The organism is Roseateles chitinivorans (assembly GCF_050632235.1).
GTDB classification, from domain to species: domain Bacteria; phylum Pseudomonadota; class Gammaproteobacteria; order Burkholderiales; family Burkholderiaceae_C; genus Roseateles; species Roseateles chitinivorans_A.
On the sequence record NZ_CP192584.1, the window covers coordinates 732,827 to 752,704 of the forward strand.

A 19,878-nucleotide genomic window follows, 5' to 3' on the forward strand; every position below is an offset into this window, starting at 1 on the left:
CTCACAGTTGCGACACCTGGGCGGTGATGTGCTGAAGCACACGCTGGAGTACCGGTGGCATGCCGGCACGCAACGCGGGCCGATCGATGTGCGCCAGGGCGCGCAGGTGGGTGGCGGGCTTGCTGTGAGTCAGGAAGTGATAGCGGTAGGCGGCCATGTGAGCGAGGAACGGCTGCGCGTTGCCGGTGTAGCCGGCCAAGCCGGGGCCTGCCGTTCCCAGGACCACCTCGGCGGCGGCCTCGTTGGTCATACGCGGTCCCGTCCCCTCGATGGTGGCTGCATAGGCGGCCGGGAAGGCGTGCAGCATGGCCAGATCGAGATCCAAGGGCCAAGAGAAGAAGACCGATGACGAGCGCTGCAGATAGTCGAGCCAGCCTTCGAGCATCGCACCGTCCCACGTATCCATCGTTGCCAGGCTCTCGTCTGTCAGAATGGAGCCGTCAGACAAGGCCAGGATCTGCTCACGAGGCGTTCCCAATGCAAGCAGTTGCTGCAGCGCGTTCTTGACGCGGCCATGGCCACCGCCATCGCGCCCGAGGTCCAGGTCGAGCAGAGTCGCATACGGAATGCCCAGTCCCTTCAACAACCTCCAGAAGTGGTTCACATGGCGACCACCGAGCGGCACGATGGCCACAAAGGACGGATCGACCAGAAGGTCCAGGGCTTCGGCCAGCCGAGGCAGCACGATGCGCTCGGAGTCACCTTCGACCAGCAGAACGAAACGCGCGAAGTACAGCTCCGGAAAGGCCAGGAATGCATTGCGGACGAACTTGATCGCCTCGACGCTGCCGGCGGGCATCGGAATGGGCTGGACGGTCGACGTACCGCTGGCCGTATCGCGTCGGCAATAGCGCACGTCCTCGGGCGGGATGCGCCCGAGCACCGAGGGCGCATGGCTGCTGACGAAGGCCTGCCCGGCACCTGTCTCCACGAGACTGCGGATTTGCTTCAGGATCCGCGAGAGGTAGTACGGAGTCACGTGATTCTCCGGCTCCTCGACCGCAAAGAGGGTCAGGGCAGGCACGCTGAGTTCCTCGGATCGGAACCCCTCGATCCGGCCTGCCACCGCAGCTCGCTCCACATCGAATACGGCCGCCGCCAGCGCAAAATAGAAGAGGGATTGCTGCCCGTCGCTCAAGGCTTCCAGGCCACGGTCCTGGCCGGCCGGGCCGCGCTTGAACATCACACCGATGCGCGCGATGACTTCCTCGAAGCGTCGGCTGGTCAGGCTGAGCTCCGGCGCGCAGTCGATGTCGCCCTCGTGCAGAGCGCCCCAACGCTGGGACAACGACTGGCTGATCGCCTGGATAGCCTTCTCGCCGCCAAACGCGGTCGTCAACTGTTCCGTGGCAGCGTTGACCGCAGACTGCGTCCCTGCTGACCACTCGATCGCCCTGAGTAGCCGCGCGGCCAGAGCCCCTGTCGTGGCGCGGATCTGCGTGGCTGCATCGCGGCTGGCTGGCGTGTAGAACAACTGGATCAATCCACGGTCGGAGGGCGCTACGGGGAAAGCCTGGTCGTCGCGGACGACCGGCTCGGCGGTCCCGATCCAGCTCAGCTCCTGGCTGACAGTACCTTCGGCCGTACCGTCATCATCCCAGCGTGCGCGCAGTCGCAACCGGCATAGCGGAGTACCACCGGGCCGCTCCACCCGTACATGACGGAATACGGGAGCCACCGTTTCCGCGGTGGCGCTGCCGTCCACCAACTCCGGCAAGCTCATGCGCACATCGATGGTCAGCGCCCGCGATTTTGGGCGCTCGGTTTCGGTGGGTGGCACATGGAAGTCAGAGAGAACGACGGTGCGCAGTGCTCGGGTCACCCCGAACAGGCGCATCAGGGCTTGGAGTGCCGCGGTCTTGCCGGAAGCATTCGCCCCGACGAACCCGGTCAGGCCCGGGCTGAGATGGATGACCGTCGGGATGGGGCCATAACACCGGAACCCGGTGATGGTGACACTTTCGACATACATTGGCACCGCTCCCTGGTGGCCTTTATTGTTTATGCGCGCCAGATCTACTGTCGACATCGCAATGCACTTTCTAGCGCTACTCGATGTTAGCAAGTCAATGCGCGCGTTCGCCTCAGCGCAATTTGAGCTGGCGAACCCAACGATCGCAAGGCGTTAGATACCGCACATTGGCCCCACCAGGGTGAAGGCCCGCAACCGCTGCGATGTCGCCGCAGCTTCAGTCTGACGGCACGGCGTTCAGCTGCGGCGACCATTGAGCGGATGGCGTCGGGCCGCAGTTCACCAGCGACGCGGCCAAGGCCGCGCTCCAAGAGATGACGCGCTGCAACGACTCGGCGAGCAGTCTCCGACAGCCAACGGCTTGTTCGCTCGTAGAAGACGAAGATGAACGCTTCAAACCTTGGCGCCCCGATTCCCTAGAACAAGGGGATGCTGGTACCGATTTGAGGCGGTACACGGCATTGGGTAGTGCTCACGTCCCGTTGCTGCGGTCACCCTGGCCTGCCGCCAACACGCGGCGCGTCCCCAACACCTGCCCAGCTCGCGCCGCGATCAACCGCATGCCGCTTTCAATCGACGCAGCTGTGCGGCTCCAGCGGACCGAAGGCATTGCGCAGGTGCTCCTTTAAATCCAACTTGTGCGCCTTGTTGAACTCGGTGTCAGGCAGCTTGAGATAGGAGACATGCGCATGCCACTCCCCTTCGTCAGGGGCGTGCTCCAACCGGAACCCGTGGCCGTTGACTCGGATTGCTCGGATCGCCTCCGCGGTAGCCGTGATGGCTCCGACATAGGTGTAGGACGGCTTAGTTGGACGCTTGACGGCCTGCCGCTCGCAGCCCATCTGGTGAACCTGTGCGATGCCGGGCACGTAGCGCCGCCAGACCACGGATTCAGGTTCGTCGCGGGGGAATTCGAAGAGGCGTTGCTCCTCGAACTCTTGTTCCGCCGGCTTCCACTTGTGCGGAGCGTCGATGTGCCGGCTGACCTGATCCTCGGGTGGAATCTCCTCGACCATACCGAGTTCGGCTTACCGAGGGATCGCGCTCAGGACCTCCGTGGGCAGAATTCCATCGAAGGGTATGTCGGCCAAGTGAATCGCCTCAGCAGTGCCGGAATTGGCGACAGCGTGCAGCACGTTGTCGACAACCATCAAGAGCGTGCGCCCCTTGCCTTCGACCGCCCACGTCATCAAGATGCCACCGTCGTCAACGGCCACCTTGGGAAGTGCAGCCTCTGCAGGCAGCGACGACAGCAAGGTCGTGGCGGCTTGCTGGGTGGCCTTCGAGACTTCCTGAGCGGCTGCGAACTGGAAGAACATACCTTGGATGATTCGCCGCTTGTCTTCTGCGGCCGCGACCGCAGAAGTGATGACGACGCCGGGCAAGGCCTCTGTGCTGGGCGGGGCCAGCTCGATTTCGCCTCGCGAGACACCTGCATTGCGGGTCGTAACCTTCTGCCAAGCACGGCGGACTGCACCCTGCGCCGGTAGCTCGGGTCTCCAAGATGTCAAAACGGCTTCCATTAAGCGGTCCTCCCCCAAAGCTCATGGGCTTCGGATGTAGTTAGGTCGGCGAATCCATGAGTGATCCACTCATGCGCCAAATCGAACCAGCCCTTGCAGCCTTCCTCAGAAGCCTCCTTGGGGAGGCCACGAGCGGTCAAGTCAAGGCGCAGGGCTTTTTCGCCCGTCTGTACTTGGCGAGCAGACAGCGCGTTCACATGCAAGCGGCCGCAGTTATCCGGTAGCAGGAACTGGTCGCGGTAATTCAATGCTTCCGACACCGGCAGAAACCTGGAGTCAGGAGCCTCGCGCCGATGATCCCGAAGGAAGTGGCTGTGGCCCAACAGCACGTTGTGGTACGTCAACTCAAGTTGGACTGCAACCGGCGCCCCTAAGCCCTGCTCAGCCAGGAAGTCGCGGTACTGGTGCCACTGCTTCCAGAAATCTGCGATGACAGTGTCGTATGAGGGGTAGTGCTCATCGAGGCTGTTGCGCTTCCAGTTGAAGATGAAACGGTCTTCCTGCAGCTGGAGCAGATGCGTGCCGACACTGTTCAATAGCCAAGTGCGGCGAAGCTCCGGCATGTCCAGGATTTCGTACTGAACATTGGGTGCGCCGTCAGACGTCTCGAACAAAGCGGTGATCGGCGCCGCATCCTCACAACGCGGGAACTCGTGGCGAACGCGCGACCAGTACAGTCCGGCGTGTCCAGACTTGAGGGGCTTTTCCAGCCGGAACGTAACGCCACATGACACCTCCACCACTGGAGGCTTTCCAAACTTCACCGGCTTTCGGGTTGTGGCGCTCATCAGGCTCCTCTTGTTTGGCGGAAGTCTACAGACCAAACTGTGCAAAATGTTGTGGATAACCTGTGTGCAGAACCCATTTTGGTGTGGATAACTTTATATAAGGTGTCCTAGGGTGCAGGAGTAGGGGAATTTACCGGCCGCACGATGAGCGTGGACGTCGATCAACATGGCTTGGATGGGCGTTCACAAAGATGAACCATCTCGTTCGATACCAGTCGATGCTGGAAAGATAGCGGTCCTGCAGCCCGCCCGGAGCCCTCTGCCGTTCCGAACGCCGCCGCCCGCACACCAAGCCTGATTGAGCGTACCCAGTCTGAAGGGACAACAGCTTGTGTCAGGCTGGCAATGCACCGTTGTGCCCGACAGACCCGCTCCGGGTTGAAAGCCCCACCGTCTGCAACCGCTGCAAGACGACCCAGTACTAGGCTGCGGGCTGCTACGAGCGCTGGACATGCGTTCCTCGCTTTGAGGCATTGCGACAGCACCTTTAGCAATCACTGCCCTACGAGACACCTGCCCATGCACCCGACAGACTCGTCCATTGATGATGGAATTGCCTCCGTCGCGAATGGCCTCACTGACCGATCTCCACGCTCAGGTTTAGTCGCACCGGCCCCCTCATCCGACTCAACGAGCGCCGGCAGGCAACTATCAGCGCCGGCCCAGCCTTTTCGCCAGGTCCAATCCGCGAGCCCTCGACGTCGCTCTCAGTTCTGGCGTGGACTTTTCTGTTGTCGGGATGTCGTCATCCACAATTGCTTCGGCCCGGATCTGCGCCAGATCGCCAGGATCAGTGCCTTCGGAGCATTTCGTGATCCATGCGAGGAACTGATCGGCCTTTACTTCAAGCCGCTTACGTTCGGAGGCGTTGCGGATTTCTCCCTTGTAGCCGCCCGCGGCGAGCAGACGCTCGATAAATGGTCGGCTGAAGCCGCTGAGTTTCGCGGCTTCCAACGTCGTGATCCAGCGCGAGGGGTCGAGGGGTTTCATATCGTTCCTTCACCAGCGATTCCCCGCGGATCGGCTTCAGGTGTCGCGGCCTTGAAATCAGACCAGGGGAGCGCTTTTTGAGCCTACCTTGCGCTTGTGTCGCGGCCTAGATCCCAGCCCCGAGCTAGGCTGACCCGTCCCTGCCCCTTCGATGACTCGCGGCTAGCAACGCACTCGGAGCTAGACAAGGCGCCGTCTTCGCTACTCAGGCCAAATGACTGCCAGCCTGTGCGAGCGCGGTCCGTCCTAGCTGGTTGATTTGAGAGGCGAGTTCGTTCATCCGCGAGCCGGGACCCAGATTGAATCCGATGAGCATCCATAGGATGGGGCCCGCGATCACGCAAGCGATGGCGCTGATGACCGCGTAGCCGAGTCGTTGATCAAATTTCCCGCCTGCGCCCATGAGCACGAGCAGCCCGATGACAAGCGCCGGTAAGAGCGTCCACATCAGAAAGCTGCTCACCGTGCCGATCTGGAAGCGCCACGCACGCAACGCAGTTCCCAAGACCATGACATCGCAGACCGCGTCGCCGCTGGTGTGGTTCATGGCGCCAAAGATGCTGGCATCAGAGCTACCCGCAGGAGCGCCGAAGAGGATTGAGACGTCGTGACCTTCTCGCGCCGGAAGTTCGAAGCCGCCGAGCTTGTAGAAGCGCTCTTGACCTCGGTCGTCCTGCAGCCAAAGACCCTGCCTGGTTCTCACGGTAGTGGTGATCGAGCCCGGCAGCGCGACATCTTTCGAGAGCACCAGCGGGTCTCCCTGAGTCACCGTCACGCTCCGACTCGTTTTGGCCGACACGACCGTTCCGGTCACCGTGGCCAAGCGGATTCGCTGGCCGTTATCGAGCGTGAATTCTTTGAAGTCCATGATCGCGCATCCAGTTCACGATGACGATTGTGACTTAAAAGCGGGTGACGCATAGGCGGCATATGTGAAGACTTCCACAGGTGTCTTCACCTCGTCGTCAGCTCAAAGAGATCGACGTCAGCGCGCGCGAGCAGCTGGCGCTCAACCTCATACGGTTACGGGCGGCGAAGGGGTGGTCTCAGGAAGCGCTGGCGCTTGAAAGTGGGCTTCACCGCACATTCGTAGGCCATCTGGAGCGCTTGCACAGGAATGCGTCCATCGACAACGTTGAGCGATTAGCAAGGGCGCTCGGTGTGCCGATCCGTGACCTTTTCGCTCCCATATTTGGAGACAGAAGTACTGACGGTTGAAGCTGGGGACCGAGCCCTGACGCACAGTACGATGCTGCGACCTCAACAAGCCAGGTAGCGAATGTCTCAGCTCGATGTATCCCGCCTCTCCTACGCCGAACTCGTTGCCCTGCGCACCGAGCTAGAAAAGCAGATCGACGAGAAGCGCGGTGAAGAACTCAAGGTGATCGTGGACGGGTTCGCGAAGAAGCTGGTGGCGGCCGGCTTCTCGGTTGCTGAGGGCATCGACGCTCTAGAGCCGTACGTAGCGGCTGGCGACAAGGGAGCTCGAAAGTCGGGCGCTCAAGCTTCAGTCCTGTACCGCGATCCCGCCAATCCATCCAATACGTGGAGCGGACGCGGCAGAGCTGCCAAGTGGCTAGCCGACTACGAAGCTCAAGGCCGCAACCGCCAGGAGTTCAAGGTCGCAGTTTGATGGTCGCGCGAATGGCAGCGACCCCGGACAGCCGTCACCCTAGGCCATGGCTAGCCCCGCTCGCCGGACCCAGTCTGCCGAGTCCCCAACCTAGACGGAATCTGAAGGAGAGCTGGTTCATAACGAGCACGCTTACCTCACCATAAAGCCCCTGTACGTTGAGCCATTGCGGGGTGGTGTTGCAGAGTGCTCTTAGTGGGAGGAGAGGCGATGGGACTGCCAGTTTGGTTTCAGGTTCTGGGCTTGGTGGGCACCGCGCTGACGGGCGCCATTGCGAGTTGGAAAGTGATCCGGGACCTGATCGGTCAAGGGCGCACTTCGCTCCGAGATGAGTACCGGTTTGCCAAGGAGTTCTTCGACGCGGTTGGCAAGCCGGGCTTGCATCCGCTCGCGTACGACCTGGGCCATAAGGCCATCGCTGGCGACGCCCAGATCGGGGCGGAAGAGGTCGCATATTTGCTGTCTCTGCCCCAACCACGAGCCGCCATTCGGACCTACATCGTGGCCCGGACGTTGCTCCAGTTTCATCAGACGGCCGTCGACTCGAAGATTTCGTTCAAGAGGTCGAACGGGAATCCCTCAAGGCGACGCGTGAAGCGCGGGCTCTTCGCCGTTGGTTACTTTGCGACCTATATGCTCGGCTTCTCCCCAATATTCTTGCTCTTGTTGGACTTGCTGAGTGGGCAGATGGCGCTGGGCTTGTTCATCGTGTCCGCTCCCACATTTTTCCCGACTGCATTTCTGTGCTTGCGCGCCGCCACGAGGATCCGCAGAGGCGAGGAACTGCTCGCCATGCAGAGCGGCCGACCTGCCCCTGGCCCCCTCCAGCTTGTTCGTTGAAGCATCCATCGAAGCGGCCACGACCTCATCATGTGGCGCCGAGGCGAAGAAATGCCCAGCGGCTACTGGCGACGTAGCTGACGCCGGCCACGAGCAACAGCACGAGCGCAAGCACGGTCGCGTAGCTGAGCTCCGTCCAGCGAAGCAGTGCTGCAAATGACGCTTGATTGAGGCACAAACCTGCAAGCGAAACCAGTAGGAATCGTGGCGCCGACCGCTGCATCTCAGCTCCCCTGGAAGCAAACGTCCAACGCTGGTGGCCGAAGAATGACACCCCAGCAGCGATCGACCAAGCGATCCCGTTCGCAGTCAACGGAGGCAGCCCCAACAAGGAGATTGCCGCCGTACCTGTGATCCAGTGGATCAGGGTCGCTGCGCACCCCACAGCGATGAATCGGAGTGGCTGTCCGGCGCTCCTGCTCCCGGACGGTTCAACAGGTTTCCGAACCATGAGCGCGGTCCAGTTTCAATCGTCCGAGTCCGCCATGACCTTGTCGGCGACCGCCTGAGCGTCCTGCAGCATCTCCGCGAGATGGGCTTCACTTTCGAAGCTCTCCCCATAGATTTTGTAGAGATCCTCAGTGCCTGAGGGACGCACAGCCACCCAACCTTGGTCTGTTATCAGTTTGACGCCTCCGATGGGCTGATCGTTGCCCATCGCATGGGTTTGGATCATCTTGATGTCGGCGCCGGCAAGCGTGCGTTGCTGGAAGTCTTTCGCCGCGGATTTCGACAATCGGTCCCGCTGCTTGGCAGTTGCCGGCGCATCCACCCGATCGGACCAGGTGGTGCCCATGATGGTGCTCAGGGTCCGGTAGTACAGACCCGGATCAGCTCCAATGACTGCTGTCATCTCGGCGGCAAGCAATCCCGCCACGATGCCGTCCTTCTCCGTGGTCCACACCATGCCGTCGCGTCGCAGGAAAGACGCGCCCGCGCTCTCTTCGCACGCGACCGCCAGCCGATGTTCGTGGAGTCCTTGCGCGAACCACTTGAAGCCCACGGGTGTCTCCACGACCTGACGGTCCATTCCGTGTGCTATGCGGTCAATCATGGCGGTGGTCACCACGGTCTTGCCAACTGCCGCCGTGACGGGCCATTGAGGTCGATGCATCAACAGATAGTCCGTTGCCACGCTCAGGAAGTGGTTTGGAGGCAGCAGGCCGCTGCTGGGACAAACGATGCCATGTCGGTCATGGTCGGTGTCGCACGCGAAGGCGACGTCGAAGACCGAGCTGTGACGAGAGAGCTGTGTCATCGCGTAGCGCGAGGACGGGTCCATGCGAATCTTTCCATCCCAGTCCAGAGACATGAACGAGAAGGTCGGGTCCACGGTGTTGTTGAGCACGGTCAGCGGGATGCGATAGTGATCGGCCAGCGCCTCCCAGTACTTCACGCCCGCGCCTCCCATCGGATCCACGCCCAGACGCACGCCGGAGGAGCGGATGACCGGCAGGTCAATCACCTGGCCCACGGCCATGACATAACGCTGCAGGAAGTCGTAGGGGCGAGCCGCGCCGGACATCAGCGGTCGCGGCACCTGCACGCGACGGACGTGCTTGCAATGCTCCGCGAGATGCTGATTAGCAAGCTCTTGAATGGCAGAGGCGGTGCGGCTGTCCGCCGGTCCGCCGTGTGGGAGGTTGTATTTGAATCCGCCGTCTCTCGGCGGATTGTGGGACGGGGTGATCACGATGCCGTCCGCTTGTGCGCCACCGTCATGCAGCCGGTTGAACTCCAGGATGGCCAAAGAGACCGCGGGCGTCGGCGTGAACTGTCCCGACGGGGCGATGCGGGCATCGATGCCGTTGGCGGCCAGCACCTCCAGCGCGCTGGTGCGCGCGGGAAGCGACAGCGCATGCGTGTCGATGCCAAGGAACAGGGGGCCGGTGACGCCCATCTTTCTTCGATGGTCGCAGATCGCCTGTGTGATCGCCCAGATGTGGCGCTCGCTGAACGCGCCGTCCAGGGACGAGCCGCGGTGTCCAGAAGTGCCAAAGCTCACCCGCTGCTGAGGATCCTCGAGATCCGGAATGACCGAGGCATACGCGTTGAGCAGCTCGCTCACGTCGATGAGATCCTGAGGTTGCGCTGGCTCGCCGGCGCGGGGAGAGATGTGTGAGTTCATCGATGGACCTCTATTGGAATTCGGGACGAATGCAAGGCTCGGATGCGCGCAGCTGCAGTCCCTAGCTGTCAGTCTTGTAATCCCCCGGTCAGTGTCCGGCGGGGATGACGGTTTCACAGTTCAGACCCTTGCCGGCAATCGGCGTGTCCAGGACGTGGCCATGACGGCAATTCCCCAACTCCGCAGTTCGCGGCCCCACTTCGCCATAGTCCTGCTGTGCGTGGCGCTCTTCCTGTTGGGATGCTCGACGCCTCAAGTGCCGAGGGATCTCGAAGTTCAAGGCTGGCGACTTGCGACGCTCTGGTCCGTTAGGTCGGGGGCGGAATTTCAAGTGCCCGCAGCCACGTTGGATTGCCGGAGGCTCGAGGACAGTACCGCGCAGTACGCCCTTGTGAGCTATCGCAGCAATCACCGCAGTTGGATCCTGCTGATGCCCGCTGGCGGCATCGCGACGGTGGAGAAGCCGAGGTTCGTGTACGTCAAGCCCAACGAGTGCAAGGCTCCCGTCGAATACGACGAGGCAGGGCCGGTGCCCATCGCGACCGATGTCAACGCCGCGGAGCGATCAGCCCGATGAGGCCGGCACGGCCGTGCCGCAGTTCGGGCAGAACTTGCTGTCGGAGCCCAGCGGCGCCGCGCAGTTTCCACAGGCCATCGGTCGCAACGAGAAGCCGCATTGCTGGCAAAAGCGTGCTCCCGCCGCATTCGGTGTGCTGCATCGCATGCAAGCGACAGTGGCATCGCTTGAGCGGGCCGCGGGCACTGTCGTCGGCTGGCCCCAACCGGAATGCCGGCTGCCGTGCGAGTCGTGGCCGTAGTCACTGCGGCGGTGATGGCCGCCGCGGTGGTCGTTTCCGCCGTGACCTCCGCTGTGGTGACCACTGAACAAGCGGCGAAGGATGGACATGGTTGCTCCGATGCATCGAGGTTGGGAGTCCAGCCGCCGCGACGGCAGGCCGGTGTGTCGCCATCATGGAATCCACGCCTGGGCGCTGGCCTGACGGAGCGATTACGGAGTTGTCAGGAACCTCGCGCGGCCTTGTCCGCCCGGGTGACGCGATCAGATCAAAGAGGAGCACCGAATGACAGGACCAGTGAATTGGATGGAGGTGGCGTCGCACGTGATGGACCTGGGCATCGCCTACGCGCTTGCGCTACCCATCGGTTGGGACCGGGAGCGCAAGGAGCGCAGCGCGGGCATTCGAACCTTTCCGTTGGTGGCCATCGCGAGTTGCGGATTCGTGCTGGTGGCGATCCGCATCCTGGGCATGGACTCCATCGGCCAGGCGCGCATCCTCGAAGGTCTGATCACGGGCGTGGGGTTCATCGGCGGCGGTGCCATCCTCAAGCAGGCCGGACGTGCATCGGGCACCGCCACCGCCGCCAGCCTGTGGGCGACCGGCGCAGTCGGAGGTGCCGTCGGCTATGGCCTTTACGACATCGCCGTGATTCTGAGCATCGTGACCTACGCCACGTTGCGATGGATGGCGCCGCTCAAAGAGGTCGCCCGTACTGATGGCGGGTCCGACGAGACGGGTGAAGGAGCGGATCCACCCAGGACCGCCAAGTCGCTTCGAAGCTGACAGTTTTGTAATCAATCGGCACGGTTTGCTGGAAGGTGCCGACTTCTAAAGTTCACTCCGCGATGAACGTTCTGTCTCCCTTTATCGAGGGAAGCGTTCGCGAACAGGAGTACAGAAAAGTGAAGGTTTCCGTGTCGATCCTCTCCGCCGTTGCCGCCGTGATGCTGACCGCTGGCGCCAGCCAAGCCGCAACCCAATCGGAACTGCTGATGAACGGCCGTTCGCCTCATGGCCTGCCTGTGAGCGGCGCGAAGGCTGACAAGGTCGTCGATGTTACGCGTGGTGGTTCCATCAACGTGGACTGCGGCCAGGTCGTGGAGTTCCGCGACGGCGGCAAGACCTTCTCGTGGAAGTTCGACTCCGCGCAGCACCGCGCCGTGAACCTGGCCAACATTGCGCCTGAAGGCTTTGCTAACGCGAACTTCACGGTCCATGTGAGCCGTAACGAGTCCGAGGGCAGCTAAGTCCGCGCGGGCTATGCCCGAATGCCGACTGATGTCCCCTAAAGGCTAGATCGGCGGTTCCCACGAGCCGCCGATCTCACTAGACTTCCCTCCCATGCGCCGCTGGCTGTCCATCCTCTTGCTGGTCCTGCTGCCCTTCCAGTTCACCTGGGGTGTAGCAGCTACCTATTGCGAGCATGAGACTTCTAGCGAAGTGCAGCACTTCGGCCACCACGTGCATTCGCACGCAGAGGGCGCGCATCAAGCGCAAGGCAAGAAGCCGTCGCCTGGTGACAAGGCCAAGTCCAAGTTCGGTCTCGACAGCGACTGTGGCACCTGCCACCTGAGCGCCGCCAAGCCCGTGTCCGCGTTGAACGTGTCACTTGCAGACCCGGCTACGCAGGTCATGAGTCCCAATGCGGACCTGCGGTTTTCCAGCCAAGCGCCGGACCACCCCGAACGCCCCAATTGGCGCATCGCCTGATTCGGCGAACGCAGCGGGCTCGTCTCCCCAAACCTTTCTAGCGGCACGCGCCGCGCTGCCTTCGTCGAATCCTTCGAGTTGTTTCCACAACCCTGGAGTTTTCGATGCGCAGATTGCTTGTGCCGCTGGCTTGTGCGGCACTCTTCCAAGTTCAAGCCTTCGCCCAATCCGGCGAAGTCCGTCCCGCCGCTGCTGCGGCTTCTGACGTCTCGGCGGTCGCGCCGAATGGCGGCACCCTCTATCCCCAGACCGGGTTAACGCTTGATGGAGCGGTGCAGACCGCTCTGCGGCAAAACCCGGTACTTCGATCCTTCGGGTACGAGCTGGAGTCCAACGACGGCGCGATCCGCCAGGCGGGCCTGATCCCCAATCCGACCCTGGGTCTCAGCACTGAGGACACCCGCAAGGCCACGCGCACGACCCAGATGACCCTGAGCCAGACGATCGAGCTGGGTGGCAAGCGGTCTGCGCGGGTGGAATTGGCCCAGCGTGACCGAGACGTTGCCGCGCTGGCGCTGGAGACCCAGCGCGCGGAAGTGCGGGCGGGCGCCATCCAGGCCTTTTTCGAGGTGCTGATCGCGCAAGAGCGGGTCAAGGTCGCGCAGGAATCGCAGCGGATCGCTACGAGTGGCGCCGACGCCGTCGGCCGCCGCGTGACGGCGGGGAAGGTGTCGCCGACCGAGGAGACCCGCGCCCGCGTGGCCGAGTCGACCGCTCGCATCGAATTGCGATTGGCGCAGGCTGATCTCGCCGCGTCGCTCAAGGCGCTCAGCGCAGTGATGGGCGTCCCGCAAGGGTCCATCGCCTTGGTCGACGGCAGCCCTGACGCGTTGCCGGCACTCCCCGGAGCGGACAGCCTCGGCGACCGCATCCAGAATTCGCCGATCCTGCGCCGCGCGCAAATGGAGGTGCAGCGCGCGGAAGCGGCCTTCAATCTCGAACGGGCCCGCGGCGTCCCCGACGTCACCATCGGCCTGGGTGCCCAGCGTGCGCCTGACGTCGGCCGCACCCAGCCGTTGATCAGCGTGTCGATCCCGATCCCGCTGTTCGATCGCAATCAAGGCGCCCAGTTCCAGGCGCTGCGCAAGCGCGACGCGGCCCAGGCCCTCGCCCAGGCTGAAGAGCAACGCCTGCGCTCGGAGGTCCTGCAGGCGGTCGATCAGCTCGATGCCCGCACGGACGAGCTCGAGGTCCTGCGCCGAGACGTGCTGCCGGGCGCCCAGACGGCCTACGACGCGGCGCGTCGCGGTTTCGAGCTCGGCAAGTTCGGGTTCCTGGATGTCCTCGACGCCCAGCGCACCTTCTTGCAGGCGCGCGGCCAGTATTTCACCGCGCTCTCGCAAGCGCACCGCCTCTCCGCCGAAATCGACCGCCGGCTCGGCAGCGCCGACGCTCGTCCCTGAATCACGACACATCAACGAGTTTCCAAATGACTTCCAAGAACGAACTCAAGGAACGCCTGCGCTCCGGCACGGGCAAGAAGCAGGCGATCGCCATCGCGGTGGTCCTTGCGCTGGGCGTGGCTGCCGGCGTCGGCATCCTGGCTTCCGGCGGCAAGTCCGGCGGCGAAGAGTCGCATGCACACGAGGAAGCCAAGGGCCACGAAGATGGCGAACACCATGGTGAGGCCAAGGCGGGGGTGAAAAGGGCCACGACGAAGCCAAGGGTCATGGCGACGGCGAGCATCACGAGGAAGCCAAGAAAGGCAGCCGCGGTGGAGAACTCATCTCCAAGGGCAACGTGACGCTTGAGGTACTGCTGTCGGAGGATCAAGGCTCCCCGCGTATGAAGCTGTGGGTGTCGCAGGCTGGCAAGGACGTCGCGCCAGGCCAGCTGCAAGTCACCGCCCAAATCAAGCGTCCGAGCGGCGACGAGCAGAAGCTGAGCTTCACAGCGCAGAAGGACGCGCTCGTCAGTGCGCAGCCGGTGGATGAACCTCACGTCTTCGACGGCGTCATCCAGGTAATCGTCGGCGGCCAAACGCAGTCGTTCCCGTTCTCTTCGAGCGAGGGCGTGATCGCGTTGAGCGCGGAGCAGCAGAAGTCGTCGGGCATCGTCATCGAAGCCGCCAAGGCTGCGACCTTGACGGCCAGCTACCAACTGCCGGGCGAGGTCAAGTTCAACGAGGACACTACCGCCCACGTCGTGCCGCGCGTCGCCGGCGTTGTCGAGGCGGTGCCCGTCGCCCTGGGCCAGGTGGTCCGCAAGGGTCAGGTGCTCGCGGTGGTCAGCAGCACAACGGTCTCCGACCAGCGCGCCGATCTGCAAGGTGCTCAGAAGCGCCTGCAACTGGCCAAGACGACGTACGAACGAGAGAAAAGCCTGTTCGAGGCGAAGATTTCGCCGCAGCAGGACGTTCAGGTGGCCGAGCAAGCGATGCGTGAAGCCGAGATTGCGGTCGCGAACGCCCGTCAGAAGCTGCAGGCCGTGGGCGCCACGATCGACAGCGGCGCACTGAACCGCTACGAGCTGCGCGCGCCGTTCGACGGCACCATCGTCGAGAAACACATCGCGTTGGGTGAGCAGGTGCGTGAAGACGCCAATGTGTTCACCGTGGCGGATCTTCGGACGGTGTGGGCGCAGATCAGTGTTCCGGCGAAAGACCTCCCGCTGGTGCGCGTGGGCGACAGCGTGACAGTGCGCGCCGCAGCCTTCGAGCAGTCGGCGATCGGCAAGGTCGCCTACGTGGGCTCCCTCATCGGCGAATCCACCCGCACCGCTCAGGCGCGTGTGACCTTGGAGAACCCCAAGACGGCGTGGCGTCCGGGCCTCTTCGTCAATGTCGAGATGAAGAGCGAGTCGTTCGAGGCGCCTGTGACGGTCACCTCCGAGGCCGTGCAGACCATGGAAGAAAAGCCCGTCGTCTTCGTCAAGACGAGCGGTGGCTTCGTGGCGCAGCCCGTCAAGGTCGGCCGCACCGACGGCAAGCGCGTCGAGATCGTCCAGGGCCTGAAGGCCGGCGTTCCCTACATCGCCGTGGGCAGCTTCATCGCCAAGGCCGAGGTGGGCAAGTCCACCGCGTCCCACGCTCACTAAAGAGATGACGCAACATGTTTGAACGCATCATCCGATTTGCCATCGAGCACCGATGGCTCGTCATGCTTGCCGTGCTCGGCATGGCGGCGCTCGGCGTCTTCAGCTACCAGAAGCTGCCCATTGACGCCGTGCCCGACATCACCAACGTGCAGGTCCAGATCAACACGGGCGCGCCCGGCTATTCGCCGCTAGAGACCGAGCAACGCGTCACCTATCCGATCGAGACGGTGATGGCCGGCCTGCCGGGTCTGCAGCAGACCCGTTCGCTGTCGCGCTACGGCCTGTCCCAAGTGACCGTCATCTTCAAGGACGGTACCGACATCTACTTCGCCCGCCAGCTCGTCAACGAGCGAATCCAGTCGGCCCGGGATCAGTTGCCGGAAGGCGTGACGCCCAACATCGGCCCCATCTCGACCGGCCTGGGCGAGATCTACCTGTGGACGGTGGAAAGCGAGCCGGGTGCGAAGAAGCCCAACGGCGAGCTCTACACGCCCGCGGACCTGCGGGAGATCCAGGACTGGGTCATCAAGCCGCAGCTGCGCAATGTGACCGGCGTGACGGAAATCAACTCCATCGGCGGCTTCGCCAAGGAGTACCACGTCGCCCCGGATCCGTCCAAGCTGTCCTCGTATGGCCTCACCCTCAGCGACGTCGTCACGGCGCTCGACCGCAACAATGCCAACGTCGGCGCCGGCTACATCGAGCGCCGCGGTGAGCAGTACCTGATCCGCGCCCCGGGCCAGGTCCGCTCCATGGAGGACATCGGCAACATCGTGCTGCGCAACGCCGGAGGTGTTCCGGTCCGCGTGCGCGACGTGGCGACAGTGGAGATCGGGCGCGAGCTGCGCACCGGTGCCGCCACGGACAACGGTCGCGAAGTTGTGCTGGGCACCGTCTTCATGCTGATCGGCGAGAACAGCCGCACGGTGTCTCAGGCCGTCGCCAAGAAAATGGCGGAGATCAACGCCAACATGCCCAAGGGCGTGCACGCGGTGACGGTGTATGACCGAACTAAGCTCGTCGACAAGGCGATCGCCACGGTCAAGAAGAACCTGATCGAAGGCGCGGTGCTAGTCATCGCCATCCTGTTCCTCTTCCTGGGTAACATTCGCGCGGCCATCCTCACCGCGATGGTGATTCCGCTGTCCATGCTCTTCACGTTCACCGGCATGGTGAACCAGAAGGTCAGCGCGAACCTGATGAGTTTGGGCGCCTTGGACTTCGGCATCATCATCGACGGCGCCGTCGTGATCGTGGAGAACTGCGTGCGCCGACTGGCGCATGCACAGGAACACAAGGGCCGGCTGCTCACGCGTTCGGAGCGATTCCATGAGGTCTTCCTGGCCTCGCAGGAAGCGCGTCGACCGCTGCTGTTCGGTCAGCTGATCATCATGATCGTGTACCTGCCGATCTTCGCGCTGGCTGGCGTCGAGGGGAAGATGTTCCACCCGATGGCGTTCACGGTGGTGATCGCCCTGGTCGGCGCCATGATCCTGTCGATCACCTTCGTGCCGGCGGCCGTCGCGCTGTTCATCGGCAAGAAGGTCGACGAGAAGGAGAACTGGCTGATGAGCTGGGCCCGTCGCGCGTATGAGCCGCTGCTCAACTACGTGATGGACGCCAAGGCCGTGGTGCTGACCTTCGCCGCGGTGATGGTCATCCTGACGGGCCTGCTGGCCACGCGCATGGGCAGTGAGTTCATCCCGAGCCTGAACGAAGGCGACTTCGCGATCCAGACTTTGCGCATCCCCGGCACCAGCCTGTCGCAGTCGATCGCGATGCAGCAGCAGCTGGAGTCCACGCTCAAGGCCAAGTTCCCCGAGATCGATCGCGTGTTCGCGCGTACCGGCACTGCGGAGATCGCCTCAGACCCGATGCCTCCGAACATTTCGGACGGCTACGTGATGCTGAAGCCTCAGGACGAATGGCCTGAACCGAAGCGCACGCGCGACGAGGTGCTGGCCGCGGTCCAGGCCGAGGTGGCCAAGCTGCCGGGACAGAACTACGAGTTCTCGCAGCCGATCCAGCTGCGCTTCAACGAGCTGATCTCGGGCGTGCGTTCCGACGTGGCGGTGAAGATCTTCGGTGACGACATGGACGTGCTCAACGCGACGGCCCAGAAGATTCAAGGACTGTTGCAAGGCATCCAGGGATCGTCTGAGGTGAACGTGGAGCAGACCACTGGTCTGCCGATGCTCAGCGTGACCGTGGATCGCGAACGGACCGCGCGATACGGACTGAACGTCCAGGACGTGCAGGACACGCTCGCTACTGCTGTCGGTGGTCGCGATGCCGGCATCATGTTCGAAGGCGACCGTCGATTCGGGATCCTGGTCCGCCTGCCCGAGACGCTGCGCTCCGACGTGGAGGCCATCAAGCGCCTGCCGATCCCGCTGCCGACCGGCCCCGATGGCGCCCGCCGCTTCATCCCGCTGAGCGAGGTGGCTGACTTCACCACGGCGCCGGGTCCCAATCAGGTGAGCCGGGAGAACGGCAAGCGCCGCATCGTGGTGAGCTCGAACGTCCGTGGTCGTGACTTGGGCAGCTTCGTCGCTGAAGCCCAGCAGTTGATCGGCGCGCAGGTCCAGGTCCCCACGGGCTACTGGATGGTCTGGGGCGGTCAGTTCGAGAACCTCCAGTCGGCGACGGAGCGTTTGCAGATCGTGGTCCCTGTGTCGCTGCTGCTCGTGTTCGTGCTGCTCTTCGCGATGTTCGGAAACATGAAGGACGGTTTCATCGTCTTCACCGGCATCCCGTTCGCGCTGACCGGCGGCATCGTGGCGCTGTGGTTGCGAGACATCCCGCTCTCGATTTCCGCAGCGGTCGGCTTCATCGCGCTGTCCGGGGTGGCGGTGCTCAACGGCCTCGTGATGATCTCGTTCATTCGCAATCTGCGCGAGTCGGGCAAGCGGTTGGACGATGCCATCCATGAAGGCGCTTTGACCCGACTGCGTCCGGTGCTGATGACGGCGCTCGTGGCCTCGCTGGGCTTCGTTCCGATGGCGCTTGCCACTGGCACGGGTGCCGAGGTGCAGCGTCCGCTGGCGACGGTCGTGATTGGCGGCATCTTGTCGTCGACCGCGCTGACGCTGCTGGTCTTGCCCATCCTCTACCGACTGGCTCACCGCCGCGATGAAGAGGAAGAGCAGTTCGAGACCCCGACATCGACCCTTGAAAAGGGCGAGGCGCACTGACGTGCGTGGCCCCGCGCGATGCTCAATGCATGGCGCGGGGCCGTTGGGAATCGCTGTTGCCGAGGATGGGAATCAAACAAGGAGATGACCCATGTCCAAGGATCACGACCACTCCGCCGCTGCCGGGGGTAACGAGCGTTCCCTCTGGATCGCCTTCGCGCTGACCTTCGGCTTTTTGGTGGCCGAGGTCATCGGCGGCATCGCGACAAAGAGCTTGGCGCTCATCTCCGATGCCGCGCACATGTTCACCGACGCCGCGGCGCTGGCCATCGCGCTCGCGGCCATCCGCATCGCCCGGCGGCCGGCCGACAAGAAGCGGAGCTTCGGTTATCACCGCTTCGAGATCCTGGCCGCAGCATTCAACGCGCTACTGCTCTTCGCCGTGGCGATCTACATCCTTTATGAGGCCTGGCAGCGGCTGAAGTCGCCGCCTGAGGTCCAGTCGATGGGGATGCTGGTCATCGCGTCGCTTGGTCTCGTCGTCAACCTTGTGAGCATGCGGATGCTCATGGGCGGAAAGGACTCGAGTCTCAACATCAAGGGCGCCTACCTGGAGGTCTGGAGTGACCTGCTCGGATCCATCGGCGTCATCGTGGCCGCGGTTGTCATTCGGTTCACTGGCTGGGCGTGGGTCGACAGTCTCGTGGCGGTGGGCATCGGCCTGTGGGTGCTTCCGCGTACCTGGGTGTTGCTGCGGGAGAGTCTGAACATCCTGCTGGAGGGAGTGCCCGACGACGTGGACGTGGCTGCGATCGAATCGGCGATAACCCAAACACCCGGGGTCACTGGAATCCACGACCTGCACATCTGGGCCCTTTCAAGTGGGAAGACCAGCTTGAGCGCGCACATCGTCCACGGAGACAGCGCCTCGGTGGGACCGTTGCTCACGCAGCTTCGCCAGCTGCTGCGGGATCAGTTTGATATTGCGCATGTCACGCTGCAGATGGAGGCCGAGGCCTGTAGTGACGCGCTGGATCAAACGCATTGGGTGGAGCCGCGCACAGGGCTCGCGGAGAAGGCCTTGAAGGCTGCCAAGTAATCAAGAGCGCGGACCCATTCATGTACGCACCTGGCCGATCTACGCCTGTGCGGGCGGGTCCGCGTGCGAAAGACTCAGATGAGCACGGGCTCCCACGAAACCCTTCACGTGATGTTCAAGTACCTGGCCATTTTTGGTTGGGGAATTGCGTTCGTGTACCTGATCTATCACTCGGTTCAGGAATATCGGCACCGGCGACAGCGCCGAAGTGCGAGACGAGCGGAA

21 protein-coding genes are annotated in these 19,878 nt (G+C 63.1%); 12 read left to right on the top strand and 9 right to left on the bottom strand.

Annotated features, from left to right (window positions below):
- Window position 1 precedes the first annotated feature (1 nt).
- From ACQ859_RS03220 to ACQ859_RS03245, 6 genes are all read right to left on the bottom strand, one after another.
- Window positions 2-1,972, bottom strand: a complete 1,971-nt coding sequence (locus tag ACQ859_RS03220; protein ID WP_297379734.1) for an ATP-dependent nuclease — start codon at window positions 1,970-1,972, stop codon at window positions 2-4.
- A gap of 569 nt (window positions 1,973-2,541) precedes the next feature.
- Window positions 2,542-2,988, bottom strand: coding sequence for a hypothetical protein (locus tag ACQ859_RS03225; RefSeq protein WP_297379738.1), 447 nt, complete (start codon window positions 2,986-2,988; stop codon window positions 2,542-2,544).
- Window positions 2,989-3,000: 12 nt separating this feature from the next.
- A complete protein-coding gene (locus ACQ859_RS03230; RefSeq protein ID WP_297379742.1) occupies window positions 3,001-3,357 on the bottom strand; it encodes a hypothetical protein in 357 nt (118 codons plus the stop codon).
- A 137-nt stretch (window positions 3,358-3,494) separates the two neighbouring features.
- Window positions 3,495-4,283: a TIGR04255 family protein gene (locus ACQ859_RS03235; protein ID WP_297379745.1), complete on the bottom strand. Its 789-nt coding sequence runs from the start codon at window positions 4,281-4,283 to the stop codon at window positions 3,495-3,497.
- 651 nt (window positions 4,284-4,934) lie between these two features.
- Window positions 4,935-5,273 carry a hypothetical protein gene (locus ACQ859_RS03240; RefSeq protein WP_297379748.1) on the bottom strand — a complete coding sequence of 113 codons (339 nt, stop codon included), beginning with the start codon at window positions 5,271-5,273 and terminating at the stop codon, window positions 4,935-4,937.
- A 205-nt stretch (window positions 5,274-5,478) separates the two neighbouring features.
- Window positions 5,479-6,141, bottom strand: a complete 663-nt coding sequence (locus tag ACQ859_RS03245; RefSeq protein WP_431264588.1) for a hypothetical protein — start codon at window positions 6,139-6,141, stop codon at window positions 5,479-5,481.
- Window positions 6,142-6,221: 80 nt separating this feature from the next.
- Between ACQ859_RS03245 and ACQ859_RS03250 the strand changes: the two genes are divergently transcribed.
- The 3 genes from ACQ859_RS03250 (at window position 6,222) to ACQ859_RS03260 (ending at window position 7,746) form a co-directional block, all read left to right on the top strand.
- On the top strand, window positions 6,222-6,491 hold the full coding sequence (locus ACQ859_RS03250) for a helix-turn-helix transcriptional regulator (RefSeq protein WP_321170152.1): 270 nt from the start codon (window positions 6,222-6,224) through the stop codon (window positions 6,489-6,491).
- A 61-nt stretch (window positions 6,492-6,552) separates the two neighbouring features.
- Complete coding sequence (locus ACQ859_RS03255; protein WP_297379754.1) at window positions 6,553-6,906, top strand: H-NS histone family protein; 354 nt, start codon at window positions 6,553-6,555, stop codon at window positions 6,904-6,906.
- Window positions 6,907-7,116: 210 nt separating this feature from the next.
- A complete protein-coding gene (locus tag ACQ859_RS03260) occupies window positions 7,117-7,746 on the top strand; it encodes a hypothetical protein (RefSeq protein WP_297379758.1) in 630 nt (209 codons plus the stop codon).
- A 28-nt stretch (window positions 7,747-7,774) separates the two neighbouring features.
- On the opposite strand, the gene ACQ859_RS03265 is transcribed toward ACQ859_RS03260, so the two are convergent.
- The gene (locus tag ACQ859_RS03265) at window positions 7,775-8,197 is read right to left on the bottom strand and encodes a GtrA family protein (RefSeq protein ID WP_431264589.1); all 423 of its coding nucleotides are present in this window, start codon (window positions 8,195-8,197) and stop codon (window positions 7,775-7,777) included.
- Between the two features lie 15 nt (window positions 8,198-8,212).
- Complete coding sequence (locus tag ACQ859_RS03270; RefSeq protein ID WP_297379760.1) at window positions 8,213-9,874, bottom strand: alpha-D-glucose phosphate-specific phosphoglucomutase; 1,662 nt, start codon at window positions 9,872-9,874, stop codon at window positions 8,213-8,215.
- A gap of 160 nt (window positions 9,875-10,034) precedes the next feature.
- On the opposite strand from ACQ859_RS03270, the gene ACQ859_RS03275 reads away from it, so the two are divergent.
- Window positions 10,035-10,451, top strand: a complete 417-nt coding sequence (locus ACQ859_RS03275) for a hypothetical protein (protein WP_297379763.1) — start codon at window positions 10,035-10,037, stop codon at window positions 10,449-10,451.
- On the opposite strand, the gene ACQ859_RS03280 is transcribed toward ACQ859_RS03275, so the two are convergent.
- Window positions 10,440-10,781 (bottom strand): zinc ribbon domain-containing protein, encoded by a 342-nt coding sequence (locus tag ACQ859_RS03280; protein WP_321170153.1) that lies wholly within the window; start codon window positions 10,779-10,781, stop codon window positions 10,440-10,442. The two genes, ACQ859_RS03275 and ACQ859_RS03280, sit on opposite strands and share 12 nt — an antisense overlap.
- Before the next feature lie 217 nt (window positions 10,782-10,998).
- On the opposite strand from ACQ859_RS03280, the gene ACQ859_RS03285 reads away from it, so the two are divergent.
- The 8 genes from ACQ859_RS03285 to ACQ859_RS03320 all read left to right on the top strand — a co-directional run bounded on the left by ACQ859_RS03285 (window position 10,999) and on the right by ACQ859_RS03320 (window position 19,653).
- A complete protein-coding gene (locus ACQ859_RS03285; RefSeq protein WP_297379765.1) occupies window positions 10,999-11,457 on the top strand; it encodes an MgtC/SapB family protein in 459 nt (152 codons plus the stop codon).
- A gap of 62 nt (window positions 11,458-11,519) precedes the next feature.
- Window positions 11,520-11,921, top strand: coding sequence for a CzcE family metal-binding protein (locus ACQ859_RS03290; protein ID WP_297379768.1), 402 nt, complete (start codon window positions 11,520-11,522; stop codon window positions 11,919-11,921).
- A 94-nt stretch (window positions 11,922-12,015) separates the two neighbouring features.
- Window positions 12,016-12,384 carry a cation efflux protein, CzcI family gene (gene czcI, locus ACQ859_RS03295; protein ID WP_297379771.1) on the top strand — a complete coding sequence of 123 codons (369 nt, stop codon included), beginning with the start codon at window positions 12,016-12,018 and terminating at the stop codon, window positions 12,382-12,384.
- 104 nt (window positions 12,385-12,488) lie between these two features.
- A complete protein-coding gene (locus ACQ859_RS03300; RefSeq protein ID WP_297379773.1) occupies window positions 12,489-13,787 on the top strand; it encodes a TolC family protein in 1,299 nt (432 codons plus the stop codon).
- Window positions 13,788-13,813: 26 nt separating this feature from the next.
- The gene (locus tag ACQ859_RS03305) at window positions 13,814-14,128 is read left to right on the top strand and encodes a hypothetical protein (RefSeq protein WP_431264590.1); all 315 of its coding nucleotides are present in this window, start codon (window positions 13,814-13,816) and stop codon (window positions 14,126-14,128) included.
- Window positions 14,129-14,169: 41 nt separating this feature from the next.
- Window positions 14,170-15,420: an efflux RND transporter periplasmic adaptor subunit gene (locus ACQ859_RS03310; protein WP_431264591.1), complete on the top strand. Its 1,251-nt coding sequence runs from the start codon at window positions 14,170-14,172 to the stop codon at window positions 15,418-15,420.
- A 14-nt stretch (window positions 15,421-15,434) separates the two neighbouring features.
- Window positions 15,435-18,614, top strand: a complete 3,180-nt coding sequence (locus ACQ859_RS03315) for a CusA/CzcA family heavy metal efflux RND transporter (RefSeq protein ID WP_297379780.1) — start codon at window positions 15,435-15,437, stop codon at window positions 18,612-18,614.
- A gap of 91 nt (window positions 18,615-18,705) precedes the next feature.
- Window positions 18,706-19,653: a cation diffusion facilitator family transporter gene (locus ACQ859_RS03320; protein WP_297379783.1), complete on the top strand. Its 948-nt coding sequence runs from the start codon at window positions 18,706-18,708 to the stop codon at window positions 19,651-19,653.
- Window positions 19,654-19,878: the final 225 nt, after the last annotated feature.